Origin of the sequence: Pseudomonas sp. JV414 (assembly GCF_032424305.1) — a bacterium.
GTDB lineage: Bacteria > Pseudomonadota > Gammaproteobacteria > Pseudomonadales > Pseudomonadaceae > Aquipseudomonas > Aquipseudomonas lini.
In genome coordinates, this window is the sequence record NZ_VYKC01000020.1 from 489,303 (window position 1) to 510,279 (window position 20,977).

At 60.6% G+C, this 20,977-nt stretch carries 14 protein-coding genes; 4 read left to right on the forward strand and 10 right to left on the reverse strand.

Annotated elements, in window-relative coordinates; genetic code table 11:
• Positions 1-49 precede the first annotated feature (49 nt).
• Positions 50-181 (forward strand): PA1414 family protein, encoded by a 132-nt coding sequence (locus F6R97_RS21875; RefSeq protein ID WP_256580670.1) that lies wholly within the window; start codon positions 50-52, stop codon positions 179-181.
• Between the two features lie 137 nt (positions 182-318).
• Here F6R97_RS21875 and F6R97_RS21880 read toward each other — a convergent pair whose 3' ends face one another.
• The 5 genes from F6R97_RS21880 to speB form a co-directional block, all read right to left on the reverse strand.
• Positions 319-570: a phosphopantetheine-containing protein gene (locus F6R97_RS21880; RefSeq protein ID WP_048395734.1), complete on the reverse strand. Its 252-nt coding sequence runs from the start codon at positions 568-570 to the stop codon at positions 319-321.
• A gap of 181 nt (positions 571-751) precedes the next feature.
• Complete coding sequence (locus F6R97_RS21885) at positions 752-2,131, reverse strand: sodium:solute symporter (RefSeq protein WP_048395736.1); 1,380 nt, start codon at positions 2,129-2,131, stop codon at positions 752-754.
• Positions 2,132-2,294: 163 nt separating this feature from the next.
• Positions 2,295-3,806 carry a cytosine permease gene (locus F6R97_RS21890; RefSeq protein ID WP_315867081.1) on the reverse strand — a complete coding sequence of 504 codons (1,512 nt, stop codon included), beginning with the start codon at positions 3,804-3,806 and terminating at the stop codon, positions 2,295-2,297.
• 54 nt (positions 3,807-3,860) lie between these two features.
• On the reverse strand, positions 3,861-4,283 hold the full coding sequence (locus tag F6R97_RS21895) for a YybH family protein (protein ID WP_315867082.1): 423 nt from the start codon (positions 4,281-4,283) through the stop codon (positions 3,861-3,863).
• A 9-nt stretch (positions 4,284-4,292) separates the two neighbouring features.
• The gene (gene speB / locus F6R97_RS21900; protein WP_030131905.1) at positions 4,293-5,243 is read right to left on the reverse strand and encodes an agmatinase; all 951 of its coding nucleotides are present in this window, start codon (positions 5,241-5,243) and stop codon (positions 4,293-4,295) included.
• A gap of 383 nt (positions 5,244-5,626) precedes the next feature.
• On the opposite strand from speB, the gene F6R97_RS21905 reads away from it, so the two are divergent.
• Positions 5,627-6,520, forward strand: a complete 894-nt coding sequence (locus F6R97_RS21905; protein WP_008013540.1) for a LysR family transcriptional regulator — start codon at positions 5,627-5,629, stop codon at positions 6,518-6,520.
• A gap of 4 nt (positions 6,521-6,524) precedes the next feature.
• Positions 6,525-7,121 carry a tRNA-uridine aminocarboxypropyltransferase gene (locus tag F6R97_RS21910; protein ID WP_315867083.1) on the forward strand — a complete coding sequence of 199 codons (597 nt, stop codon included), beginning with the start codon at positions 6,525-6,527 and terminating at the stop codon, positions 7,119-7,121.
• 147 nt (positions 7,122-7,268) lie between these two features.
• Here F6R97_RS21910 and F6R97_RS21915 read toward each other — a convergent pair whose 3' ends face one another.
• The 3 genes from F6R97_RS21915 to F6R97_RS21925 form a co-directional block, all read right to left on the reverse strand.
• Entirely contained in the window at positions 7,269-8,636 is a 1,368-nt protein-coding gene (locus F6R97_RS21915; RefSeq protein WP_038982037.1) for an HlyD family type I secretion periplasmic adaptor subunit, read from the reverse strand.
• Between the two features lie 9 nt (positions 8,637-8,645).
• Entirely contained in the window at positions 8,646-10,805 is a 2,160-nt protein-coding gene (locus tag F6R97_RS21920) for a type I secretion system permease/ATPase (RefSeq protein WP_315867084.1), read from the reverse strand.
• A 148-nt stretch (positions 10,806-10,953) separates the two neighbouring features.
• Positions 10,954-12,312 (reverse strand): TolC family outer membrane protein, encoded by a 1,359-nt coding sequence (locus F6R97_RS21925; RefSeq protein WP_038982038.1) that lies wholly within the window; start codon positions 12,310-12,312, stop codon positions 10,954-10,956.
• 589 nt (positions 12,313-12,901) lie between these two features.
• On the opposite strand from F6R97_RS21925, the gene F6R97_RS21930 reads away from it, so the two are divergent.
• Positions 12,902-19,288, forward strand: coding sequence for a retention module-containing protein (locus F6R97_RS21930; protein ID WP_315867085.1), 6,387 nt, complete (start codon positions 12,902-12,904; stop codon positions 19,286-19,288).
• Positions 19,289-19,653: 365 nt separating this feature from the next.
• On the opposite strand, the gene xopAW is transcribed toward F6R97_RS21930, so the two are convergent.
• Together xopAW and F6R97_RS21940 are read right to left on the reverse strand one after the other, a co-directional pair.
• The gene (gene xopAW / locus F6R97_RS21935) at positions 19,654-20,502 is read right to left on the reverse strand and encodes a XopAW family type III secretion system calcium-binding effector (RefSeq protein WP_315867086.1); all 849 of its coding nucleotides are present in this window, start codon (positions 20,500-20,502) and stop codon (positions 19,654-19,656) included.
• Positions 20,503-20,735: 233 nt separating this feature from the next.
• Positions 20,736-20,977, reverse strand: a 242-nt coding sequence (locus F6R97_RS21940; protein WP_315867087.1) for an ATP-binding protein, incomplete at its 5' end; no start/stop codon positions are given.

Sequence of the window (20,977 nt, forward strand, 5' to 3'; positions counted from 1 at the left end):
AAGGGGCTACAGAACTTCGGCCGCTCGGCACTACCCTGAAGGGGGCACCATGAAAGAGAAAATCCAAAACTGGCTGCATGATCTGGGTGTCGCACTCGGTTTGATCGAACCGCCTCTGCAACCCGTGCCTATTCGCACTGACGACGAACAACGTCGCCGCCAGCAGCAACGCCGCCGGTAAGTCATAAATCCTGAAAAGATCGCAGCCTTCGGCAGCTCCTACAGGGAGTGTGTCTGTGCTGCGATTGCGGGTACGCCTGTAGGAGCTGCCGAAGGCTGCGATCTTGGCGGTCGACAGGTTAGATCAAGTGTGGCGGTTTAATACCGACCGATCTCAATCAAAAACCGGCTCAAGTCGTCGACGGTCGTCGCAGTCTTGAGCATCCGGTCTTCTTCGGCGGTAAATGCCGTCAAACCCAGCTGATCCTCCAGATGGAAAATCAGTTCTTCAATATCTTCTTTATCCAATCCCAACTGCACCAGAGGGGTGTTGTCGTCGAAGTCATCCCGGCCCTCCAGCAGGCGGCTGATGAAGCGGTGCACGGCTGTACGAACGGCATCTCTTGTCATGATTGTTCTTCGAGGGCGTTATTGTTGTTGTCCCTGGTGCTGAGTACAGCAGGCTTCAGGCGTGTCGGCGCTGCCACTCGTCAATCATCGTGCGTAATAGCAGTTTTCTTCAGACGAAAAAAACGGGTGTGGCAACCGACGCCACACCCGTCGAAGAAAGCATCAAGTCGTTATAGAAAGCTTAGACAGCGCTCGCCACCACTGCTGGGCGACGGGACAGCAAGCTGACGACCACGAAACTCACCAGACCCACGCCGAGGCTGTAGTAGATCGGGGTGTTGGCGTCCATACCGTCCTTGACCATGAACAGCAGCGCGGTGGCAAAGCCCATGCCCATGCTGGCGATAGCGCCGGCGGTGGTTGCGCGTTTCCAGAAGATTGCACCGATCAGCGGGATCAGCATGCCGCCCACCAACAGGTTGTAGGCCAGGGTCAAGGCACTGATCACGTCGTTTACCACCAGCGCGATACCCAGCACGGCGATGCCGGTCAGCAGCGTGAACAGGCGATTGATACCCAGACTCGACTGTTTACCGCCGCGCAGTTTCGGCAGCAGGTCTTCGGTCAGGGTGGTGGCGGCGGCGAGCAGGCCGGCACTGGCGGTGGACATCATGGCCGCCAGGGCAGCCGCAATCACCAGGCCACGGATACCGTCCGGCAGGGACAGTTTGACGATGGCGGCGAAGGCGTTGTTGACGTTGTCCAGGTCCGGGATCAGCACATGAGCGGCCATGCCGATCAGGGCGCAGGCCAGTCCGTAAATGATGCAGTAGACGCCTGCGAATGTACCGGCGACCTGAGCCACTTTGGCGCTCTTGACGGTGAACACGCGCTGCCAGATGTCTTGGCCGATCAGGATCCCGAAGAAGTAGATCATGAAGTAGGTGATGATGGTGTCCCAGCCAATCGTGGTGAAGTTAAAGGCGGTGGCCGGCAGTTTCAACACCAACTCATCCCAACCGCCGACGCGGTACAGGCAGATTGGCAACAGGATGAACATCAGGCCCACGGTCTTGATGACGAACTGGACGATGTCGGTCAGGGTCAGGGACCACATGCCGCCGATCGCCGAATAAATCACCACCACGCCACCGCCGACCAATACCGACAGCCAGAACGGCAGGTCGAACAGCACTTGCAGCACGGTGCCAATGGCCAGGATCGAGACCACGCCGATCATCAGCGCATACGCCAGCATGATCACCGCGCTCGCGGAGCGGGCCATCGGGTTGTAGCGTTTTTCCAGCACCTGGGTAACGGTGTAGATTTTCAGTTTCAGCAGCGGTTTGGCGAGGAACAGGTTCAGCGCCACGATCCCGCAACCGAGAGCCGCGCAGAGCCAGAAACCGGATATGCCATGGACGTAGCCCAGGCGCACGGTGCCGACGGTAGATGCGCCGCCCAGAACGGTAGCGGCCATGGTGCCCATGTACAGGCTCGGGCCGAGGTTACGACCGGCGACCAAAAAGTCTTCGTTGGTCTTGGCCTTGCGCATGCCGTAGTAGCCGAGTATCAGCATCGCGGCGGCGTAGATGAGTACGACGAATAAATCCAAAGCCATGATGGCGTGTCTCCGATTGTCTTTTTTATGGTGAGGCGAAAATCAATCTTTGTGGTAAATCGACCCCTGTAGGAGCGAGGCTTGCCCGCGAAGGGAACGCCGCGGTCCGTCAGGCAGACCGCGTTATCGTTCTTCGCGGGCAAGCCTCGCTCCTACAGGTGGATCAAGCTGTTTGTCTGAGAGCCGGTTTACCGAGCGAATCCTTGCCCTTGCTGCGTGCATCGGTCGGGCCAAATACTTCCCGCGGTTCCGGGAACAGGCTCAGCAGCGTCAGGTACACCAGAGAGGCCAGACCGAGGGTCACCGGCAGGCTGATGTCGATGCCGCCCGCCAGATTCCCGAGTGGCCCGACAAACTGCCCCGGCAGGTTCACGAAGCACAAACCCACCAGCGCGCTCGGGATCCAGGCACCCAGGCCACGCCAGTTCCAGCCGTGGGTGAACCAGTAGCGGCCACCTTTTTCGCCACGGGTGAACACTTGCAGGTCATCCGGGCAGTAGAAGCCGCGACGTACCAGCAGGCCGATGATCATGATCACCATCCACGGGGTGGTGCAGGTGATGATCAGCACGGCGAAGGTCGACACGCTCTGCACCAGGTTCGCCGCAAAGCGCCCGATGAAGATGAAGGCAATCGACATCACGCCGATCAGCAGCGTTGCCTTGACCCGCGACAGCACCCGCGGGAACACGCTGGACATGTCCAGCCCGGTGCCATACAGCGAAGTGGTGCCGGTGGACATGCCGCCGATCACCGCAATCAGGCACACCGGCAGGAAGAACCAGCTCGGCGACACTGCCAGCAGACCGCCGACGTAGTTGTTGGCCGCGATGTAGTCCGGTGCCTTGATCGCCACGATGGTGGCGGTGGCGAGGCCGAACAGGAACGGGATGAAAGTGGCGACCTGCGAGATCACCACGGCGGCCATGATCCGGCGCTTGGAGGTGTCACGCGGGATGTAGCGCGACCAGTCGCCGAGGAACGCGCCGAAGGAAATCGGGTTGCTCATCGCTACCAGTGCAGCGCCGATGAAGGCCGCCCAGAAACCCGGTTGACCGAGGCTGACGCTGCCGGCGTAGTTCACATCGAAGGGACCTGCGAAAGCGAAGATGCCCAACAGGAACAACAGGCTGGCGCTCCATACGGCGATCTTGTTGACCCACAGCAGGAAGCGGAAACCGTAGATGCACACCGTCAGCACCAGGATCGCGAACAGACCGTAGGCGAGGCCTAAAGTCAGGTCGGTTTCCGGCAGGCCGATCAGGCGTTTCGCGCCACCAATCAACGCATCGCCCGAACTCCACACCGAAAGCGAGAAGAAGGCGATGGCGGTCAACAGCGATAGAAACGAACCGACGATCCGCCCGTGCACGCCGAAGTGCGCACCGGACGAAACAGCGTTATTGGTGCCATTGAGCGGACCGAACAGGCCCATCGGCGCAAGGATCAACGAACCCAGCAATACGCCCAGCACAATCGCCCAGACGCCCGCCTGAAAAGACAGGCCGAACAGTACTGGGAAACTGCCGAGCACGGCGGTGGCAAAGGTGTTGGAACCGCCGAAGATCATCCGGAACAAGTCCGTCGGGCCTGCGGTGCGTTCGTTGTCCGGGATCTGTTCGACCCCGTAGGTTTCGATTTGCGTAAGGCTTTGGTCTTTGTTGTTGTTATTCATGATCTGCTCCGATCATAAAGGCGCGCTCATCGTGTGTGAGCGTCACCTGTTTGGCTAAGGGGGTGGCAGCCCTTCCGGCATTGCGGACAAATGTTCGTGGCAGGCCAGCCATAGGCCTTGTTGTTCTTGGCCAGACGTCTGTTTTTTGAAAACAATCGTCTCGCGTTCCTGGCTGAAGTGTTGCTCCCCTTGCATGCGCAGCTCGGTGGCTACGTCATGGATGAAAATCGCTACGTCACCCTGCAGGCTGACGAAGGCGTTGCTCGAGATGCACGACAGCACCTCGAAGCCGTCCTCGGCGCGCCAGGTGTCCCACAATGCCTGATAGGCATTGCGCGACAGCAGGGGCTGCTCGAGGGTGTAGAACACGAAGCTGGCATCAACGCTGAATGCGCCGAAGTAGGCTTCGCGATCGTTACGGGCAAAGGCTGACACCAGCTCGGCAGCGGCGTTGAGTACCTGATCGCGTTCGCTCATGACCGATCCTCAGCGATGGACCACGCCTGGCAGTACGCAGAGCATTTCGTACAGCAGGTTGGCGCCCAACAGCGAGGTATTACCGGTGGTGTCGTACGCTGGCGAGACTTCTACCAGGTCGCAACCGACCAGATCGAGGCCTTGGCAGCCGCGCACGATTTCGATCGCCTGAATGGTCGTCAGACCGCCGATTTCCGGGGTGCCAGTGCCGGGTGCCCAGGCCGGGTCGATACCGTCGATATCGAAACTCAGGTACACCGGACCGCCGCCGACTTTCTCGCGAACTTCGGCCATCAGCGGTGCCAGGGATTTGTGCCAGCATTCTTCAGCCTGAACCACACGGAAGCCTTGATTGCGGCTCCAGTTGAAGTCATCGGCGGTGTAACCCTGGGCGCGCAGGCCAATTTGCACCACGCGGTCGCAATCCAGAAGGCCTTCTTCTACGGCGCGACGGAAGGTGGTGCCGTGGGCGATCTTCTCGCCGAACATGTGATCGTTCACATCAGCGTGGGCGTCGATGTGCACCAGGCCGACCTTGCCGTGCTTTTTATGGATGGCACGCAGAATCGGCAGGGTGATGGTGTGATCGCCGCCGAGGGTCAGGGGGATCACATCGTGTTCGAGGATATTGTCGTAGGCCTCTTCGATGATCCGCACGGCGTCCAGCAGGTTGAACGTGTTGATCGCCACGTCACCGATGTCGGCAACCGACAGCGAATCGAACGGCGCGGCGCCGGTGGCCATGTTGTACGGGCGGATCATCACCGATTCAGCGCGGATTTCACGCGGCCCGAAACGGGTCCCGGGGCGCAGGGAAGTGCCGATGTCCAGTGGGATGCCGATAAAGGCAGCGTCCAGGCCAGCAGCAGAGGGCAAATGGGGGAGTCGCAGCATGGTGGCGATGCCGCCGAAGCGCGGCATTTCGTTGCCGCCCAGTGGTTGGTGAAGAATCTTGTCCACGGGTAAGGCCTCATCGTCGTTGTTTTATTTATGTCGGTTGCAAGGCTCGGGGAGAGACGGGCACCGCTGTGGGCCGATTCTGCGAAATGTAGTGACCGGGAAGAATCGCTACGGGCAAATACTTAGTTCAGATTTTTCTAAACTAATGGCGAGGGCAGAGATAGACTTACCGTCATACACAGACCCCCTGTAGTGAGGGGCCTTTGTGGCGAGGGGGCTTGCCCCCGTTCGGCTGCGCAGCAGTCGTAAACCTGCCAACTCGGTCTGTCTGATGACACCGGGGTGAATGGTTTTGGGGCTGCTGCGCAACCCAACGGGGGCAAGCCCCCTCGCCACAGATATCGTTCGCCACAGAAACTCAGGGTTTCTTTTCGGAGCATCCAATGGCCAACGCTTTACCCGACCTGAAACTATTGCGCATTTTCGTCAGCGTGGTCCGCCATCAGGGGTTCGCCAACGCCCAGCAAGAGCTCAACCTCTCGACCTCGGCCATCAGCACTTACATGAGCCAGCTCGAAGCGGCCCTGGGCCTGGTGCTTTGTCATCGCGGTCGCGGTGGTTTCAGCCTGACCAGCAAGGGCGAGCTGTTCCATCAGGAAACCCTGCGTCTGTTGGCGGAACTTGAAGGTTTCGAACAATACGCCGCCGCCCTCAAAGGCGAGCTGCGCGGCACCCTGAACCTGGGTGTGATCGACTCCACCGTCAGCGACAAGGCCTTGCCGTTCGCCGAAGCCATCGGCGCCTACAGTCAGGAGCACCCGGCGGTGCATTTGCATCTGTCGGTCATGAGCCCCTACGAACTGCAACTCGGCGTGCAGGACAACCGCCTCGACCTGGCCATCGGTGCCTTTTCCACGCGCATGAGCGGTCTGGTCTACATGCCGCTCTACCGCGAGCAACACTGGCTGTATTGCAGCAGTCGCCACCCGCTGTTCACCGAGCGGCGTATTCCCGAGCAAGTCATTACCCAACAGCGCATGGTCGGTCGCGGCTATTGGAGCCAGGCCGAACTGGCCCGCCACGGCTTCAAACACAGCGCGGCGACCGTGGAAAGTATGGAGGCCCAGCTGATTCTGGTGCTGTCCGGTGCGTACATCGGTTACCTGCCGGAGCATTACGCCCAAGCTTGGGCCGACAAAGGTGATTTGCGCGTGCTGCTGCCGGCGACGTTCGGTTATCAAGCGCCATTTTCAATGATCGTGCGCCGGGGCCGCAGCCGCGAACCGCTGATCCAGACCTTCCGCGACCTGCTCAAAGCGCAGCTCAATCAGGCTTAAGACAATGTCCAGAATCCAGTGCCCACGCTGTCTCCGCCCGCAAACCCATTGCCTGTGCCCGCTGATCCCGAGCCTCGACAGTCGCACTCGGGTGTTGCTGCTTCAGCATCCAAGCGAAGTGAATCACGCGCTGAACACCGCGAGATTGGCGGCGCTGGGGTTGAAGAATGCCGAGTTGATTGTGGGCGAGATGTTCGAGGATTTGCCGACGCTGTTGAATCAGCCGGGCTATCAGGCACGTTTGCTGTTTCCCGGTGAGGAGGCGCAGACGATGCAGACTTACACCGCTAATGATCAGCCGCTGCTGCTGGTGGTTCCGGACGGCACCTGGCGCAAGGCGCGCAAAATGCTGCACCTCAATCCATTATTGGCGGCGTTGCCCAGAGTGACATTGGCCGAGGGCGGGGTGTCGCGTTATCGCCTGCGCAAAGCTCCGGGGCCGGGGGCGTTGTCGACGGTGGAGGCGATTGTGCAGGCGTTGCAGACGCTTGAGTCACCGGTCAGTTTTGAGCCGTTGTTGAAGCCATTCGAGGCGTTGATCGAGGGGCAGATTGCGGCGATGGGGGAGGAGGTATTTCAGCGCAATCATGGGCCGAAATAGTGGTTGTTTATGCCGGCCTCTTCGCGGGCAAGCCCGCTCCCACAGTGTTTGGTGGTGTTCACAATATTTGTGTACGACGCAGATCCCTGTGGGAGCGGGCTTGCCCGCGAAGAGGCCGGATCAATCACCGCAATATCTGGATAATCACTATCGCTCCCGCATCGCCTCGGTCCGCGCTTTCAACACCGGTTTAAGCAAATAATCCAGCACGCTTTTCTCCCCGGTAATAATGTCCACCGTCGCCACCATCCCCGGAATGATCAGCAGCGGTTTCGCATCTCCGCCCAAGTGATTCTTGTCGGTGCGCACTTGAATCAGATAAAAGCTGTTGCCCTTGTCATCGGTGATGGTGTCCGCCCCGATCAGCTCCAGCTTCGCACTCAACCCCCCATAAATCGTGTAGTCGTAAGCGCTGAACTTGACCATGGCTTTCTGGCCCGGGTGCAGGAACGCCACGTCTTGAGGGCGGACCTTGGCTTCGATCAGCAGGTTGTCTTCCAGCGGCACGATTTCCACCATGTCGTTACCCGGCTGGACCACGCCACCGATGGTGTTGACCTTCAGCATTTTGATAATGCCGTGAACCGGCGACACCACGGTGGTGCGCGTCACGCGGTCGTCGATGGCAATGCTCGAGGCAGTGATTTTCGACAGGTCGGTGCGTTTCTCATTCAGCTCTTTCGCCGCGTCCGAACGGAAGGATTGTTCGGACTCATCGATCTTGCTTTTGATCTCATTGATTGCCGATTCGGCACGGGGAATCGCCAGGGTCGTGGCGTTCAGCGAGCCACGGATCTCCACCGCGCTGCGTTTGAGCCGCAGGATTTCCACCGGCGAAACCGCCCCGGTGCCCACCAACGGCGCAGACATGTTCATCTCTTGTTGCAGCAGTGCCAGGCTGGAACTGAACTGCCCCTGTTTGGAACGGAATTCCGCCAGCTCCTGGGTTTTCTGCCGGAGTTGTTCGGTCAGCGTGCGCTGTTCGCTGGCCAGTCGGCGCTGGCGTTGTTCGTACAGCGAGCGTTCGTCCTCGGCCACTTGCGGCGCCTTGGCGATCACTTCCGCGGACAACTTGAATGGCCGGCCTTCCGCTTCGGCCGACAGGCGTTCGACCTGCGCGGTCAGTGCATAGCGGTCCGCTTCGCTTTCACCTTTGTTCGACAGAAAACGCGTGTCATCCAGGCGCAGCAACGTGTCGCCCTTGTTCACCATTTGCCCTTCGCGCACGAAGATTTCCGTGACGATGCCACCCTCCAGGTTCTGGATCACCTGAATCTTGCTCGACGGAATCGCCTTGCCTTCGCCCGTGGTGACTTCCTGCAACACGGCGAACTTGGCCCAGACCAGCGCGGTGATCAGCAACGCCGCTGCCAGCCACACGGTGATCCGCGACCAGCGCGGCGAATCCTGCAACGAGGCGCCGGCGGTTTCCGGCATGAATTCGCTTTCGGCGCTTTTGCTGAAACTGCCAAAGTAGCCTCTGTCCTTTGATGAAGCGGACGATGAATCAGACATGGGCAACTCCTAAACCGTCGCAGAGCCGACACGGCCCTTGCGCAATGCATCGATGACCGCTTCTTTCGGGCCGTCGGCGACGATCCGCCCGTTGTCCAGCACCACCAACCGGTCCACCAGGCTGAGCATCGAGGTGCGGTGAGTGACCAGCAGCAGGGTTTTGCCCTGAATCCAGCCGTGGAGTTTTTGCCGCAGGACGTCTTCGCTGCTGTTGTCCATGGCGCTGGTGGGTTCGTCGAGCAGCATGATCGGCGGGTCGAGCAACAAGGCCCGCGCCAGCAACACCGCTTGGCGTTGACCGCCCGACAGCAATTGACCGCGTTCGCCTACCGGCCGGTCGAAGCCCTGGGGGTGTTGACGAGCCAGTTCGGTGACGCCGGTCAGTTCAGCGACTTCAAGCATCCGGGCATCGCTGATGTAGCGCGCGCCGAGGGTCAGGTTGTCGCGCAGGCTGCCGGCCAGCAGCGGCAGGTCGTGGGCAACGTAGCCGATCTGTTGGCGCAGGTCGGCGACGTCCAGTTGTCGCAGGTCCAGGCCATCGAGCAGCAACTGGCCTTCTTCCGGCGCATAGAACCCCATCACCAGCCGCGCTAACGTGCTTTTGCCCGAACCGCTGCGGCCGATGATGCCGATCCGTTCGCCGGGTTTCATGCTGAAGCTGACGTTGGCCAGGGCCGGAGCATTCTGGCCGTTGTAGTGAAACGTCACGCCGCTGACGTCGAGTGCGCCTTGCAGTTGCGTGCGCTCCAATGGTCGCTGTTTGGCGTCACGTTCTTGCGGCAACGACATCAGCGCATCGGTGCTTTTCATGGTCAGTTGCGCTTGCTGATAACGGGTGATCAGCCCGGCGATTTGTCCCAGCGGCGCGAGCACGCGGCTGCCGAGCATGTAGGTCGCTACCAGAGCGCCGACGCTGAGGTTGCCGGCAATGATGCTGTAGACGCCGGCGACGATGGTCGCCATGCCGGAGAACTGTTGGATGAACAGCGTGCCATTGGTGGCCAGCGCCGAGAGGTTGCGCGCATGGCTGTCGAGGCGGGTGAGGGCGCCGTGGGTGCTTTCCCATTTGTGTTGGCGTTCGCTTTCGGCGCTGCACGCCTTGAGGGTTTCCAGGCCGCCGAGGGTTTCGATCAGCAGGGCCTGGCGTTCGGCGCCGAGGCTCAGACTCTTCTGCACGGTGTCGCGCAGACGTGACTGGATCACCATGGCAAAGATGATCGTGATGGGGAACGCCAACAGCGGAATCACCACCAGCCAGCCACCAAGCAGGCCGATCACCACCAGCATCAACACCGCGAAGGGCAGGTCGATCAGGCTGGTCAGCGTGACGGCGGTGAGAAATTCCCGCAGGCCTTGAAAGTCATGAATGCTCTGGGCGAAACCACCGATGGTCGCTGGCCGCGCTTTCATCGACATCCCTGTGATGCGTTCGAACAAGGTCGCCGAAAGAATCACGTCGGTTTTCTTCCCGGCGGTGTCCAGCAAGTGCGCACGAACCACCCGTAGCACCAATTCGAACCCGGTGCCGATCAACAAGCCGATCGACAGCACCCACAAGGTAGAAGTGGCCTGGTTCGGCACCACCCGGTCGTAGGTCTGCATTACAAACAGCGGCACCATCAGGCCCAGCAGGTTGATCAGAAAACTCGCCAGAATCGCATCGCTGTACAGCCACTTCGACAACTTCAGCGTGTCGCGAAACCACGCCTCGACTCGCGGCACCAGCGGCGCGCGCAAGTCTTCGAGTTCATGCCGCGGCCGGGCGAACAAGGCCTGGCCGCTGTAGTTGGTGGCCAGCTCGTCCGTGCTGACCCATTGTTCTCCACCGTCGGCTTCGCTCGGCAGAATCAGTGCCTGACCGTCATTGCCGAAGCGACGCAAGATTGCGCAGCGGCCATGGTTGAGGATCAGCATCACAGGCAGGTTGAGCGCGGAAATCTCCCCCAGTTCACGGCGCAACACACGCGCCTGCAAACTGGCCCGGGCCGCTGCGCGCGGCAGCAGGTCCAGGCTCAAACGTTGGTGTGCCATTGGCAGCCCGGCACTCAGGCTGGCGCGACTGACCGTCGCGCCATGAAGTTTGCAGAGGATCAACAGACCGTCCAGAAGCGGGTCATCGAAGCTCAGACGCGGATCGACGCCAGTGTTGCCGGTTTCCATGCTGGTCACTTGATCGCTCCCGTTGCGCTGCGGCAATTGGCATAAATATCTACATATCTCCCTGTAGGAGCTGCCGAAGGCTGCGATCTTTTGATCTTGATCTTGAAAAACAAAATCAAAAGATCGCAGCCTTCGGCAGCTCCTACACGGGGTTACTTCATTTCAGTTCAGGCAAACGAGCTTCGTTTTTCACTTCGGTGGAGGCGATCGCATCGGCGGGCAGCACCACCCGTTGTTTGCTCAGCAACTGACCCATATTCGCCAGCACGCGGTACATCGAAAACTCCTCGGTGTAGCGCACTTCGGTGTAGCGGCGGTTGGCGTTGTAGAGCTCGTTTTCACTGTCGAGCAAGTCGAGCAAGGTCCGTTGACCAAGGCCGAACTGATCCTGATACGCGGCCCGCACACGGGTGGTGGTTTCGGCGTATTCACGGGCGGTCGGGGTTTGTTTCTTGGCGTTGAGCATGGCGTTCCAGGCCAGGTGGATGTTCTCGTTGAGCTGGCGCAGGGCGTTGTTGCGGATGTCCAGCGCCTGGTTGATCTGGTGCGCATTGGAGGCCAGTCGGGCCTTGTCGCTGCCGCCGCGGAACAGGTTGTAGTTCATCACCACACCCACTCGCCATTCGTTGTCGTGGCCTTCGTCGCCCTGAATATTGTTATTCGCGCCCACCGCCGCTTCAGCGTCAAAACGCGGGTAGAACGGCGACTTGGAGACTTCGTACTGGCTCTCGGCCGATTGCACATCGGCCTGGGCGGATTTCAGGTACGGGTTGTTTTCCACCATGCTCTGCTGGGCTTCCGGAAGGGTGGCGGGCAATTCGCCGCGGGTCGATGGCGGCGCTTCGAGTTCATCGGGCATGCGCCCCACGACGCTGTAGAAATTCGTCTCGGCATCGGCCAGATCGACTTCGGCGGTGTCGAGGTTGTTTTGCGCCAGCGCCCGGCGAGCGGTGGACTGGTCGGAGTCGGCGTTGCTGCCAACCCCACGTTCGGTGCGCAGGCCGATCTGATCGTTGACCCGCATGTGCGCTTGCAGGTTGTTCTTGGCCAGGGTCACCAGTTCGCGGCGCTTGAGCACTTCGAGGTAAACCTCGACGGTGCGCAGGGCCAGGTCCTGAGCGGTGCCCTGAGCGTAATAGGCTCGCGAGTTGGCCACGCCTTTGGTGCGCGCGACCTCGTTGGAGGTGTTGAAGCCGTCGAACAGCATCTGCCGCAGGCGCAGTTCCGATTGGGTGTAGGTGAGGATTTCGGTGTGGTGGTTGCCCTGCGCCCGAGTGGTGGTGTTATCGCTGTACCCGCGCCCGTAGCCGGCGTTCAAATCCACCGATGGATAAAAGCCCCCTTTGGCGACTTTAATCTGCTCGTCGGCCGAGAGCCGGGCATCGACCCGCGACGACAGTTCCGGGTGGGTCGCAATGGTGCTCTGGATCGCCTCGGTCAATGACATCGCCTGAGCCTGAGAAGTGCAGGCCATGGCCAGCAAAATCGCGCTGCAGAGGGGGGTTAAAACGCGCATGGATGCCTCTCCCTGATTCCTGATGGTACTTAGTGAGTCGCCAAATATTTGACGTTATTTTTAAGCGAAACCGTCTCACGCTTGTTACAACAGAGCTAAGAACATCCTGAAGAGAAGCTAAGAAGGATTTCTCATAAGTCTTATGCCGAAAAAAACTTATGCGCTCTGAAAAATCCAGCACATTGTTCAATGCGAAAGCCTTGTTTTTGTGAGCTCTCAGAGCATCGACGGGCTTTAGGAAAGTTCCATTCACTTTTCGACACAGGGCGAAGAAGTGCTGGAGGGGAGGGAAGCGAGACGGTTTAGAGGCGACAATTTTTTGTCGCTCAAGTGATTCAAAACCGTTACGCATCGTTAACAGGGCGGTTATTTTGGAAGTGGACCCCGATGCCATTGATTGCAGAGGGTTTTATCCCGATCCAGGAATCCCCCTTGCGAGCGACACGCTTGGCGAGAATGTCGGGAGGCAGCGGTTTACCTCAGGTAAACGCTTTCTCGGCAAACAATCCGCCAGGCAACCTGCCTGAACCATGAGCACGTCTTCGCGCAAACAGGATGCCGACAGCAGTTGGCAGCGGAGGAAATGCACATGGCAACGCTCATCGGTATCGTCAGTAAGGTCATCGGTCAGGTGTACGCAGTGGCGGGTGATGGCACCCGACGCACTCTGGTCGAGGGCGATCGGCTGTTTGCCGGCGAGCAACTGGTCACCGGGGCCGAAGGCGCGGTGGCGGTGCAGTTGAAAAATGGCCAGGAGCTGACCCTGGGGCGTGACAGCAGCCTGCAGATGACGACCCAATTACTGGCGCATCAGGTCCCACACGTGGAGACCGCCGAGGCAGTAACACCGAGCCAGGCGCAACTGACCGATGTCGAGCAACTGCAAAAAGCCATTGCCGCTGGCGCCGACCCGACTCAAACAGGTGAAGCCACTGCCGCCGGACCGGGCGCCTCGGGCGCGCCGGGTGGATTGGGCGGCGGTCACAGTTTTGTGTTGCTGGAGGAAGTGGCGGGCCGGGTCGATCCCATCATTGGTTTCCCCACCGCGGGCTTCAACGGTATTCCCGAATTCCCCCTGGCGCGCCGAGACGCTGATCCGGGCAATGGCGATAACGGTGCGGGTGGTGCAGGTGGGACCGGCGCGCTGAATAACCCGGTCACCCTCATTGGCCTGTCGGCGGCGGGGGGCGAACTGACCCTCAATGAAGCCCATCTGGCGGACGGTTCAGCCAGCAACCCCGGAGCACTGATTCAAAACGGCACATTCACAGTCATTGCGGCTGACGGGCTGACCAGCCTGAACATCGGCGGGATCAACGTGATCAGTGGCGGTGTGCCCGCCGGTTTTCCGCAGTCGATCACCACGCAACTGGGCAACACCCTGACGATCACCGGTTACAACCCGGCCACCGGCGTGGTGAGTTACAGCTACACCCTGGTTGGCAACGAAACCCACTCGGCTGGCGACGGCGCCAACAACCTCAGCGAACAGTTCACCGTGGTCGCGAGTGATAGCAACGGCGATACCGCCACCGGTTCGCTGGACGTCAACATCACTGACGATGTGCCCAAAGCGGTCGACGACACCAACGCCAATACCGCCTCGGAAACCCTGCTGACCCTGACCGGCAGCGTGCTGCCCAACGACCTCCAGGGCGCTGACCGCATTGCCACCGGCCCCGACAGCGGGCCGGTCATCGGCGGCACGTTCAACGGGACGTACGGCACCCTGGTACTCAACGCCAACGGCACGTACACCTACACCCTGAACACCAACGATGCGGACTTCAAAGCCTTGAACGGCGGTGGCAACGCTACCGAGAATTTCGTCTACACCCTCACCGATTCCGATGGCGATACCAGCACCGCGACGCTGGTGCTGAACATCCAGAACAACGATGACCCAGTGACCCTCGATGGCCTGAACGTCAACGGCGGTGAACTCAACGTTTATGAGAAAAACCTCAGCGACGGCACCAGCCCCAACACGCCCGCCTTGACTCAAAGCGGCACCTTCACCGTCACCGCCCTCGACGGTTTGCAAACCCTGACCGTGGGCGGCATCGCGGTAGTCACCGGTGGCGTGGCCGCAGGCTTCCCGCAATCGATTGTCACTGCGCTCGGCAATACGCTGACCATCACCGGTTTCAACAGTACGACCGGCGTTGTCAGCTACAGCTACACCCTGACGGATAACGAAACCCACCCGAACGCCGACGGCACCAACAGCATCACCGAGAACCTCAACGTCGTCGCCACCGACGTCGATGGCAGCACGGCATTGGGTCAGATCAACGTCAACATCGTCGATGACTTGCCCACCGCCAATCCTGATCTCGCCACGATAGACGAGGGCGCAACGGCCTCGGGCAACGTGCTGGACAATGACGTCGGTGGTGCCGACGGCCCGGCACTCAGTGGTGCGGTGGTTGGCGTGCGCGCCGGCAGCGACACTTCGACTTCAGCCATCGGTGGCCTGAATACGCAAATCATCGGCAGCTATGGCTACCTGACGCTGGATGCCAATGGCAACGCGGTGTATCACAGCAACCCGAACTCGGTCAGCGCGCCGGGCGCCACGGACGTGTTCACCTACACCGTGCGCGATGCCGATGGCGATGAAAGCACCACGACCATCACCATCAACGTGGCCGATTGCACCCTCGTGGCGGTCACCGATACCGACGTGACGGTTAGCGAAAAAGCCCTGGATTTGACCCAGGATGGCCAGGACCTGGCAGCGGGCACGGTCACCGGCAGCGAGCCCGGCAACACCGGCGAAACCGCCTCCGGCACGTTGGTCGGCTCGGTCACCGGCACCACTGGCGTGATCACCTACACCCTGGTCGGCAGCGCCACCGGGACTTATGGGCAACTCCTGCTCAATCCGGATGGCAGCTACACCTACACGCTGACTTCCGCGCCAGCGACCACGCCCAACGTCAACGACGGGCCGAATACCCTGAGCGAAAGTTTCACCTATCAAGCGACCGATCCCTTGGGTAACAGCGTCACCAGTACCATCGTGATCAACATCGTCGATGACGTACCCACCGCCCACGCCGATGCAGTTGCGGTGGCGGAGGGCGGGACAGTCAGCGGTAATGTGTTGGGCAACGATGTGCTCGGTGCTGACGGCCCTGCGTCGGGTGGTGCAGTGGTCGGCGTACGCGCCGGTAGCGACACCTCGACGTCGGCCATCGGCGGCTTGAACACGCAAATCAACGGCAGCTACGGCTACCTGACTCTGGATGCCAACGGCAACGCCGTGTACCACAGCAATCCAAACTCTGTCAGCGCACCGGGCGCCACGGATGTGTTCACCTATACCGTGCGTGATGCCGATGGCGATGAAAGCACCACGACCATTACCATTAACGTGGCCGACTGCTCCCTCGTAGTGGTCCCCGATAATGACGGGACGGTTCACGAAAAAGCGCTGGATTTGACCAAGGATGGACAGGACCTGGCGGCGGGCACGGTTACCGGCAGTGAGCCTGGCAATACCGGCGAAACCGCCAGCGGCACCTTGGCCGGCTCCGTCACCGGCGCCACTGGCGCGATCACTTACACATTGGTCGGTAACACCACTGGGACCTACGGGCAAATCCTGCTCAACCCGGATGGCAGCTACACCTACACCCTGATTTCCGCACCAGCGACCACTCCCAACGCGAATGACGGACCGAACACCCTGAGTGAAAGCTTCACCTATCAGGCCACCGATTCTCTAGGCAACAGCGTCACCAGTACCATCGTGATCAACATCGTCGATGACGTGCCGACTGCGCACTGCGACTCAGTCTCGGTGGTAGAGGGCGGGACCGTCAGCGGGAATGTGCTGCACAACGATGTGCTCGGTGCTGACGGCCCGGCGTTGGGAGGTGCAGTGGTCGGCGTGCGCGCCGGCAGCGACACCTCGACTTCGGCCATCGGCGGCTTGAACAGCCAAATCAACGGCACCTACGGCTATCTCACACTGGATGCCAACGGTAATGCCGTGTACCACAGCAACCCCAACTCGGTCGGCGAACCAGGCGCCACGGATGTGTTCACCTACACCGTGCGCGATGCTGATGGTGATGAAAGCACCACCACCCTGACCATCGACGTGTCCAACAACTGCCTTGTAACGGTCACCGATACCGACGTGACGGTCTACGAAAAAGCCCTGGATTTGACCCGGGACGGCCAGGACCTGGCAGCAGGCACGGTCACTGGCAGCGAGCCTGGCAACAGCGGTGAAACCGGCTCCGGTACGCTGGTCGGTGCGGTCACCGGTGCCAGCGGCGCGATCACTTACACCCTGGTCGGCAGCGCCACCGGAACCTACGGGCAGATCCTGCTCAACCCCGACGGCAGCTATACCTACACCCTGACTTCGGCGCCGAAAACTTCGCCCAACGCCAACGACGGCGCGAACACCCTGAACGAAAGCTTCACCTACACCGCCACCGATGCCGTGGGCAACAGCACCACCGGCACCCTTGTGGTCAGCATCGTCGATGACGTGCCCAAAGCCGTTGCCTCGGACCGTTCGGTGCCCGCGGTGCAGATCGACTCCAACCTGCTGCTGGTGATCGATGTGTCCGGGAGCATGGTCGATCCTTCCGGTGTGTCGGGTCTGTCGCGGCTGGACCTGGCCAAGCAGGCGATCAGCGCATTGCTCGACAAGTATGACGACCTCGGCGATGTGAAAGTGCAGATCGTCACCTTCAGCAGCAGCGCCACGGACCTGACCTCTGTGTGGGTCGATGTGGCGACCGCCAAGTCGCTCATCGCTGGTCTCAGCGAGGGCGGCGGCACCAACTACGACGCAGCCGTGGCGACCATGCAAACCGCGTTCAACACCTCGGGCAAACTGATCGGGGCGCAGAACGTCGGCTACTTCTTCTCCGATGGCAAACCCAACGAAGGCGACATCGGCACCGCGGACGAGACCGCGCTCAAAGCCTTCCTCGACGCCAATGACATCAAGAACTACGCCATCGGCCTGGGCAGTGGCGTCAGTAACGCCAGCCTCGATCCAGTGGCCTATGACGGTAGCACGCACACCGACACCGACGCCGTGATAGTGACCGACCTCAATCAGCTCAACTCGGTACTCTCGGGCACCGTGCAAGGCGCGCCGGTCACCGGTTCGTTGTTGGGCGAGGGCGGTACATTTGGCGCCGATGGCGGATTCATCAAATCGATTACGATCGATGGCACCACCTACACCTATGACCCGAAAGCCAACAGCAATCAGGGTTCGCTGAGCTTCAGCGGCGGTGCGAACCACGGCACGTTCAACACCGCCAATAACACCCTGAGCATTGCCACCGACAACAGCGGCACCCTGGTGGTAAACCTCGACACCGGCGAATACACCTACCTCTCGCAGAAAACCACGGCCGCGGTGATCACTGAAAACATCGGCTTTACCGCCAGCGACAACGACGGCGATCTGGCCAGCTCCACTCTGGTGATCAACGTGATTCCGAACACACCACCGGTGGCGGTCGATGATCACGTCATCACCAACGTGCTGTCGGGCAGCATTGTGCTGCCGGGCGAACTGCTGCTGACCAACGATACCGACGTCAATGGCGATGCGCTCACGGCATCGCCGACCACCTTCAACACTGGCTGGACGGCCAGGGGCGGGGACTTTACCGGCACCAATCCGAACTTCAGTTTCACCGCCAATAACACCCAGGCAGTGACCATCGCCCGCAGCGCATTCGTCGCCAACACAGCCGCCATGACGGCGATGTTGGTGGTCAGCGGGGCGCTGGGGGCGGTCAGCGCCAACAATACCAATGATGAGGACCGGATCACCGTCACCCTCAAACAAGGTGAAACCCTCAACCTGGACCACAACCTGGCGGCCGGCCACGTCACCATGGAGTACTCGGTCAACGGCGGTGCTTACATTGCCATCGCCGACGGCCAGACCATCACTGCCACAGCGGACGGCACGTACCAGATCCACATCACCAACATCGACGACGGCGGCCCGGGCAACAGCGGGAAGGGGGCGGAAAACTACCAGCTGACCATGACCGTCAACTACGCCGGAGCCCACGACGCCACGCCGGACTTCCACGGTACCTACACCGCCAACGACAACCACGGCGGCAGCGACTCGGCCAATGTGACCATCAGCTATCAGGATGGCCATACGCTGACCGGCACTTCGGGTGACGACGTACTGGTGGCGGGCGCTGGCAACAACGTCATCAATGCCGGCGACGGCAATGACGTACTCACCGCAGGTTCAGGCAACAACGAGATGCACGGCGGTGCGGGCAACGACTTGCTGTTCAGCGGCGCCGGCAACGACCTGCTCGACGGCGGCACCGGCAACGACACCGCAAACTACGCCCACGCCACCGCCGGGGTCACCGTCGACCTGGGCCTGCTTACCGCGCAAAACACCCTTGGCGCTGGTACTGACACCTTGACCGGCATCGAAAACCTCACCGGCTCAAACTTCAATGACAGCCTCATGGGGGACAACAACAGCAACATCATCAACGGCGGTTTGGGTAACGATGTGCTCAACGGCGGGGGCGGTGACGACTTCCTGATTGGCGGCCTCGGCAACAACACCCTCACCGGCGGCAGCGGCGCCGACACCTTCCAGTGGCTCAAAGGCAACAGCGGCCACGACGTCATCACCGACTTCACCCCAGGCACCGACAAACTCGACCTGTCGCAACTGCTGCAAGGCGAAAACGGCACCGCGGCATCGCTGGATGACTACCTGCACTTCACCGTCAGCGGCAGTGGCGCATCGGTGATTACCAGCATCGACGTCAGCGCCATGGCCGGCGCCACGCCGAACCAGACCATTGATCTTGCCGGGGTGAACCTGGCCAGTCATTACGGCGTTACCCCCGGAGCGGATGGTGTGATTGCCGGCGGTCACGATACGGCGACGATCATCAATGGCATGCTCAATGACCATTCATTGAAGGTGGATACCGTGTGATCTAAACGTACAAACCCGCCATTTCTTTGGAAAGAAATGGTGGGCTTTTTGTTGTTTGGGGTTTTGAAGGTCAAAAGATCGCAGCCTTCGGCAGCTCCTACGGATTCGGTGTTCACTGCCCTATCGCGGTTGAGCACAATCCCGCGTAGGAGCTGCCGAAGGCTGCGATCTTTTGATCTACAAACCTGTGTCTCTGGAGCAAAAAACAGGCCCGGGGTGAATATCGCCAGCCCTGGTTTTTTGTTGGGGCTTAGGGCCTCTTCGCGGGCAAGTCGGATCGCCGCACCGCTCGCTCCTACGGATGTATAGGGGCGCTGATGCCACGTACATCCGTAGGAGCGAGGCTTGCCCGCGAAGCTTTCGACTCAGGTCGCCTCGTTCAGGTATTTGCCCACGGTCGCCACGTTGTCGAGCGAGTACTGCTTGCTCAGGTTGGCGATCATTTTGTTCAGGGCTTCGGTCACGTTGAGCTGATCGGTGGAGCTGTCAGTGTTCTGCTCGCGACCGGCTTGCAGGGCGGCTTTCAGTTCATCGCTGCTGACGCCGCCGCTGCTGTCGCTATCGAGCACCTTGAGCAATGCGGCGCTGGTGTCGGTGCTGGTCGACGAGGTGCTGTCGCTGGCCAGGGCGCTGCTCAGTTCGGTGGCGGTGACACTGCCGTCGCTGTCGATATCGAGCTGGCTGAACAGCTCTTCACTGGACACCTGCTGAGGTGGCGGCGGCGGTGGGGTCAGGCTGGCGACGAGTTCGTCCTGGCTGACGGTGCCGTCTTCGTTCTTGTCCAGCGCCGAGAAGATTTCTGCGCTGTCGGCCGTGCTGCCGGCGCTGGTCAGGCCGTTGCTCAGTTCATCGCTGCTGATGGCGCCGTCGCCGTCAGTGTCCAAAGCGCTGATCAGCGCATCGGCCAGTTCGGTGCTCGGCGCCTGATCGCGCGGTGGCGGTGGCGCAGGGGCCATCGCGGCCATTTCCTCGCTGCTCAGGCTGCCGCTTTCGTCGCTGCCCAGGTCGCTGAAGTTTTTGCTCAGGCTGACCAGCAGACCGTCGTCGGTTTTCTGCGACAGAGCGCTCGTGAGCTCGTCCTGATCCACTGCGCCATCGCTGTTGCTGTCGAGTTTGGCGAGCAGGTCTTTCTGGAATTGCTGGCTGCGGGCACTGTTGGTGGAGGTGCTGCTGGTGCTGGTATAGCTCGTGTAGTTACTGACACTACCGATCATTGTGCTCACTCCTTGGAATGGGAAACCGGTGGGTACACCGGCTTATGCAGCCTCAAGGGATAAGGTGTCGTGGGTATGTGGGGTTTGTACCGTCCGGTACACACAAGTATTGGTCAGGCTCAAATCCTGTGGGAGCGGGCTTGCCCGCGATGAGGCCGGCACATTCAACATCGATGTTGGCTGTCAGACCGCTATCGCGGGCAAGCCCGCTCCCACAGGAGAGTCGTTGTGGCTTAGAGACGGGGCAGGCGGATGACCGCCGTCAGGCCTCCCCCGGAAGTTTCTTCCAGGCTCAACTGCCCACCCAGACGCACCGCTGCTTCCCGGGCGATGGTCATGCCCAGACCGACGCCGCCGGAGTTGCGATTACGCGAACCTTCCAGGCGAAAGACCGGTTCGAACACCACTTCACGTTTATCCGCCGCGTTACCCGGGCCCTGGTCGACGACCTTAATCACTAGTTCCTCGCGGCTGT

Coding starts and splice junctions, on each gene's coding strand:
- F6R97_RS21910 (WP_315867083.1), top strand. CDS start 6,525: ATGTCCAGAATCCAGTGCCCACGCTGTCTCCGCCCGCAAACCCATTGC.
- F6R97_RS21925 (WP_038982038.1), bottom strand. CDS start 12,312: ATGCGCGTTTTAACCCCCCTCTGCAGCGCGATTTTGCTGGCCATGGCC.
- xopAW (WP_315867086.1), bottom strand. CDS start 20,502: ATGATCGGTAGTGTCAGTAACTACACGAGCTATACCAGCACCAGCAGC.
- F6R97_RS21930 (WP_315867085.1), top strand. CDS start 12,902: ATGGCAACGCTCATCGGTATCGTCAGTAAGGTCATCGGTCAGGTGTAC.
- F6R97_RS21895 (WP_315867082.1), bottom strand. CDS start 4,283: ATGAGCGAACGCGATCAGGTACTCAACGCCGCTGCCGAGCTGGTGTCA.
- F6R97_RS21880 (WP_048395734.1), bottom strand. CDS start 570: ATGACAAGAGATGCCGTTCGTACAGCCGTGCACCGCTTCATCAGCCGC.
- F6R97_RS21875 (WP_256580670.1), top strand. CDS start 50: ATGAAAGAGAAAATCCAAAACTGGCTGCATGATCTGGGTGTCGCACTC.
- F6R97_RS21890 (WP_315867081.1), bottom strand. CDS start 3,806: ATGAATAACAACAACAAAGACCAAAGCCTTACGCAAATCGAAACCTAC.
- F6R97_RS21915 (WP_038982037.1), bottom strand. CDS start 8,636: ATGTCTGATTCATCGTCCGCTTCATCAAAGGACAGAGGCTACTTTGGC.
- F6R97_RS21885 (WP_048395736.1), bottom strand. CDS start 2,131: ATGGCTTTGGATTTATTCGTCGTACTCATCTACGCCGCCGCGATGCTG.
- F6R97_RS21905 (WP_008013540.1), top strand. CDS start 5,627: ATGGCCAACGCTTTACCCGACCTGAAACTATTGCGCATTTTCGTCAGC.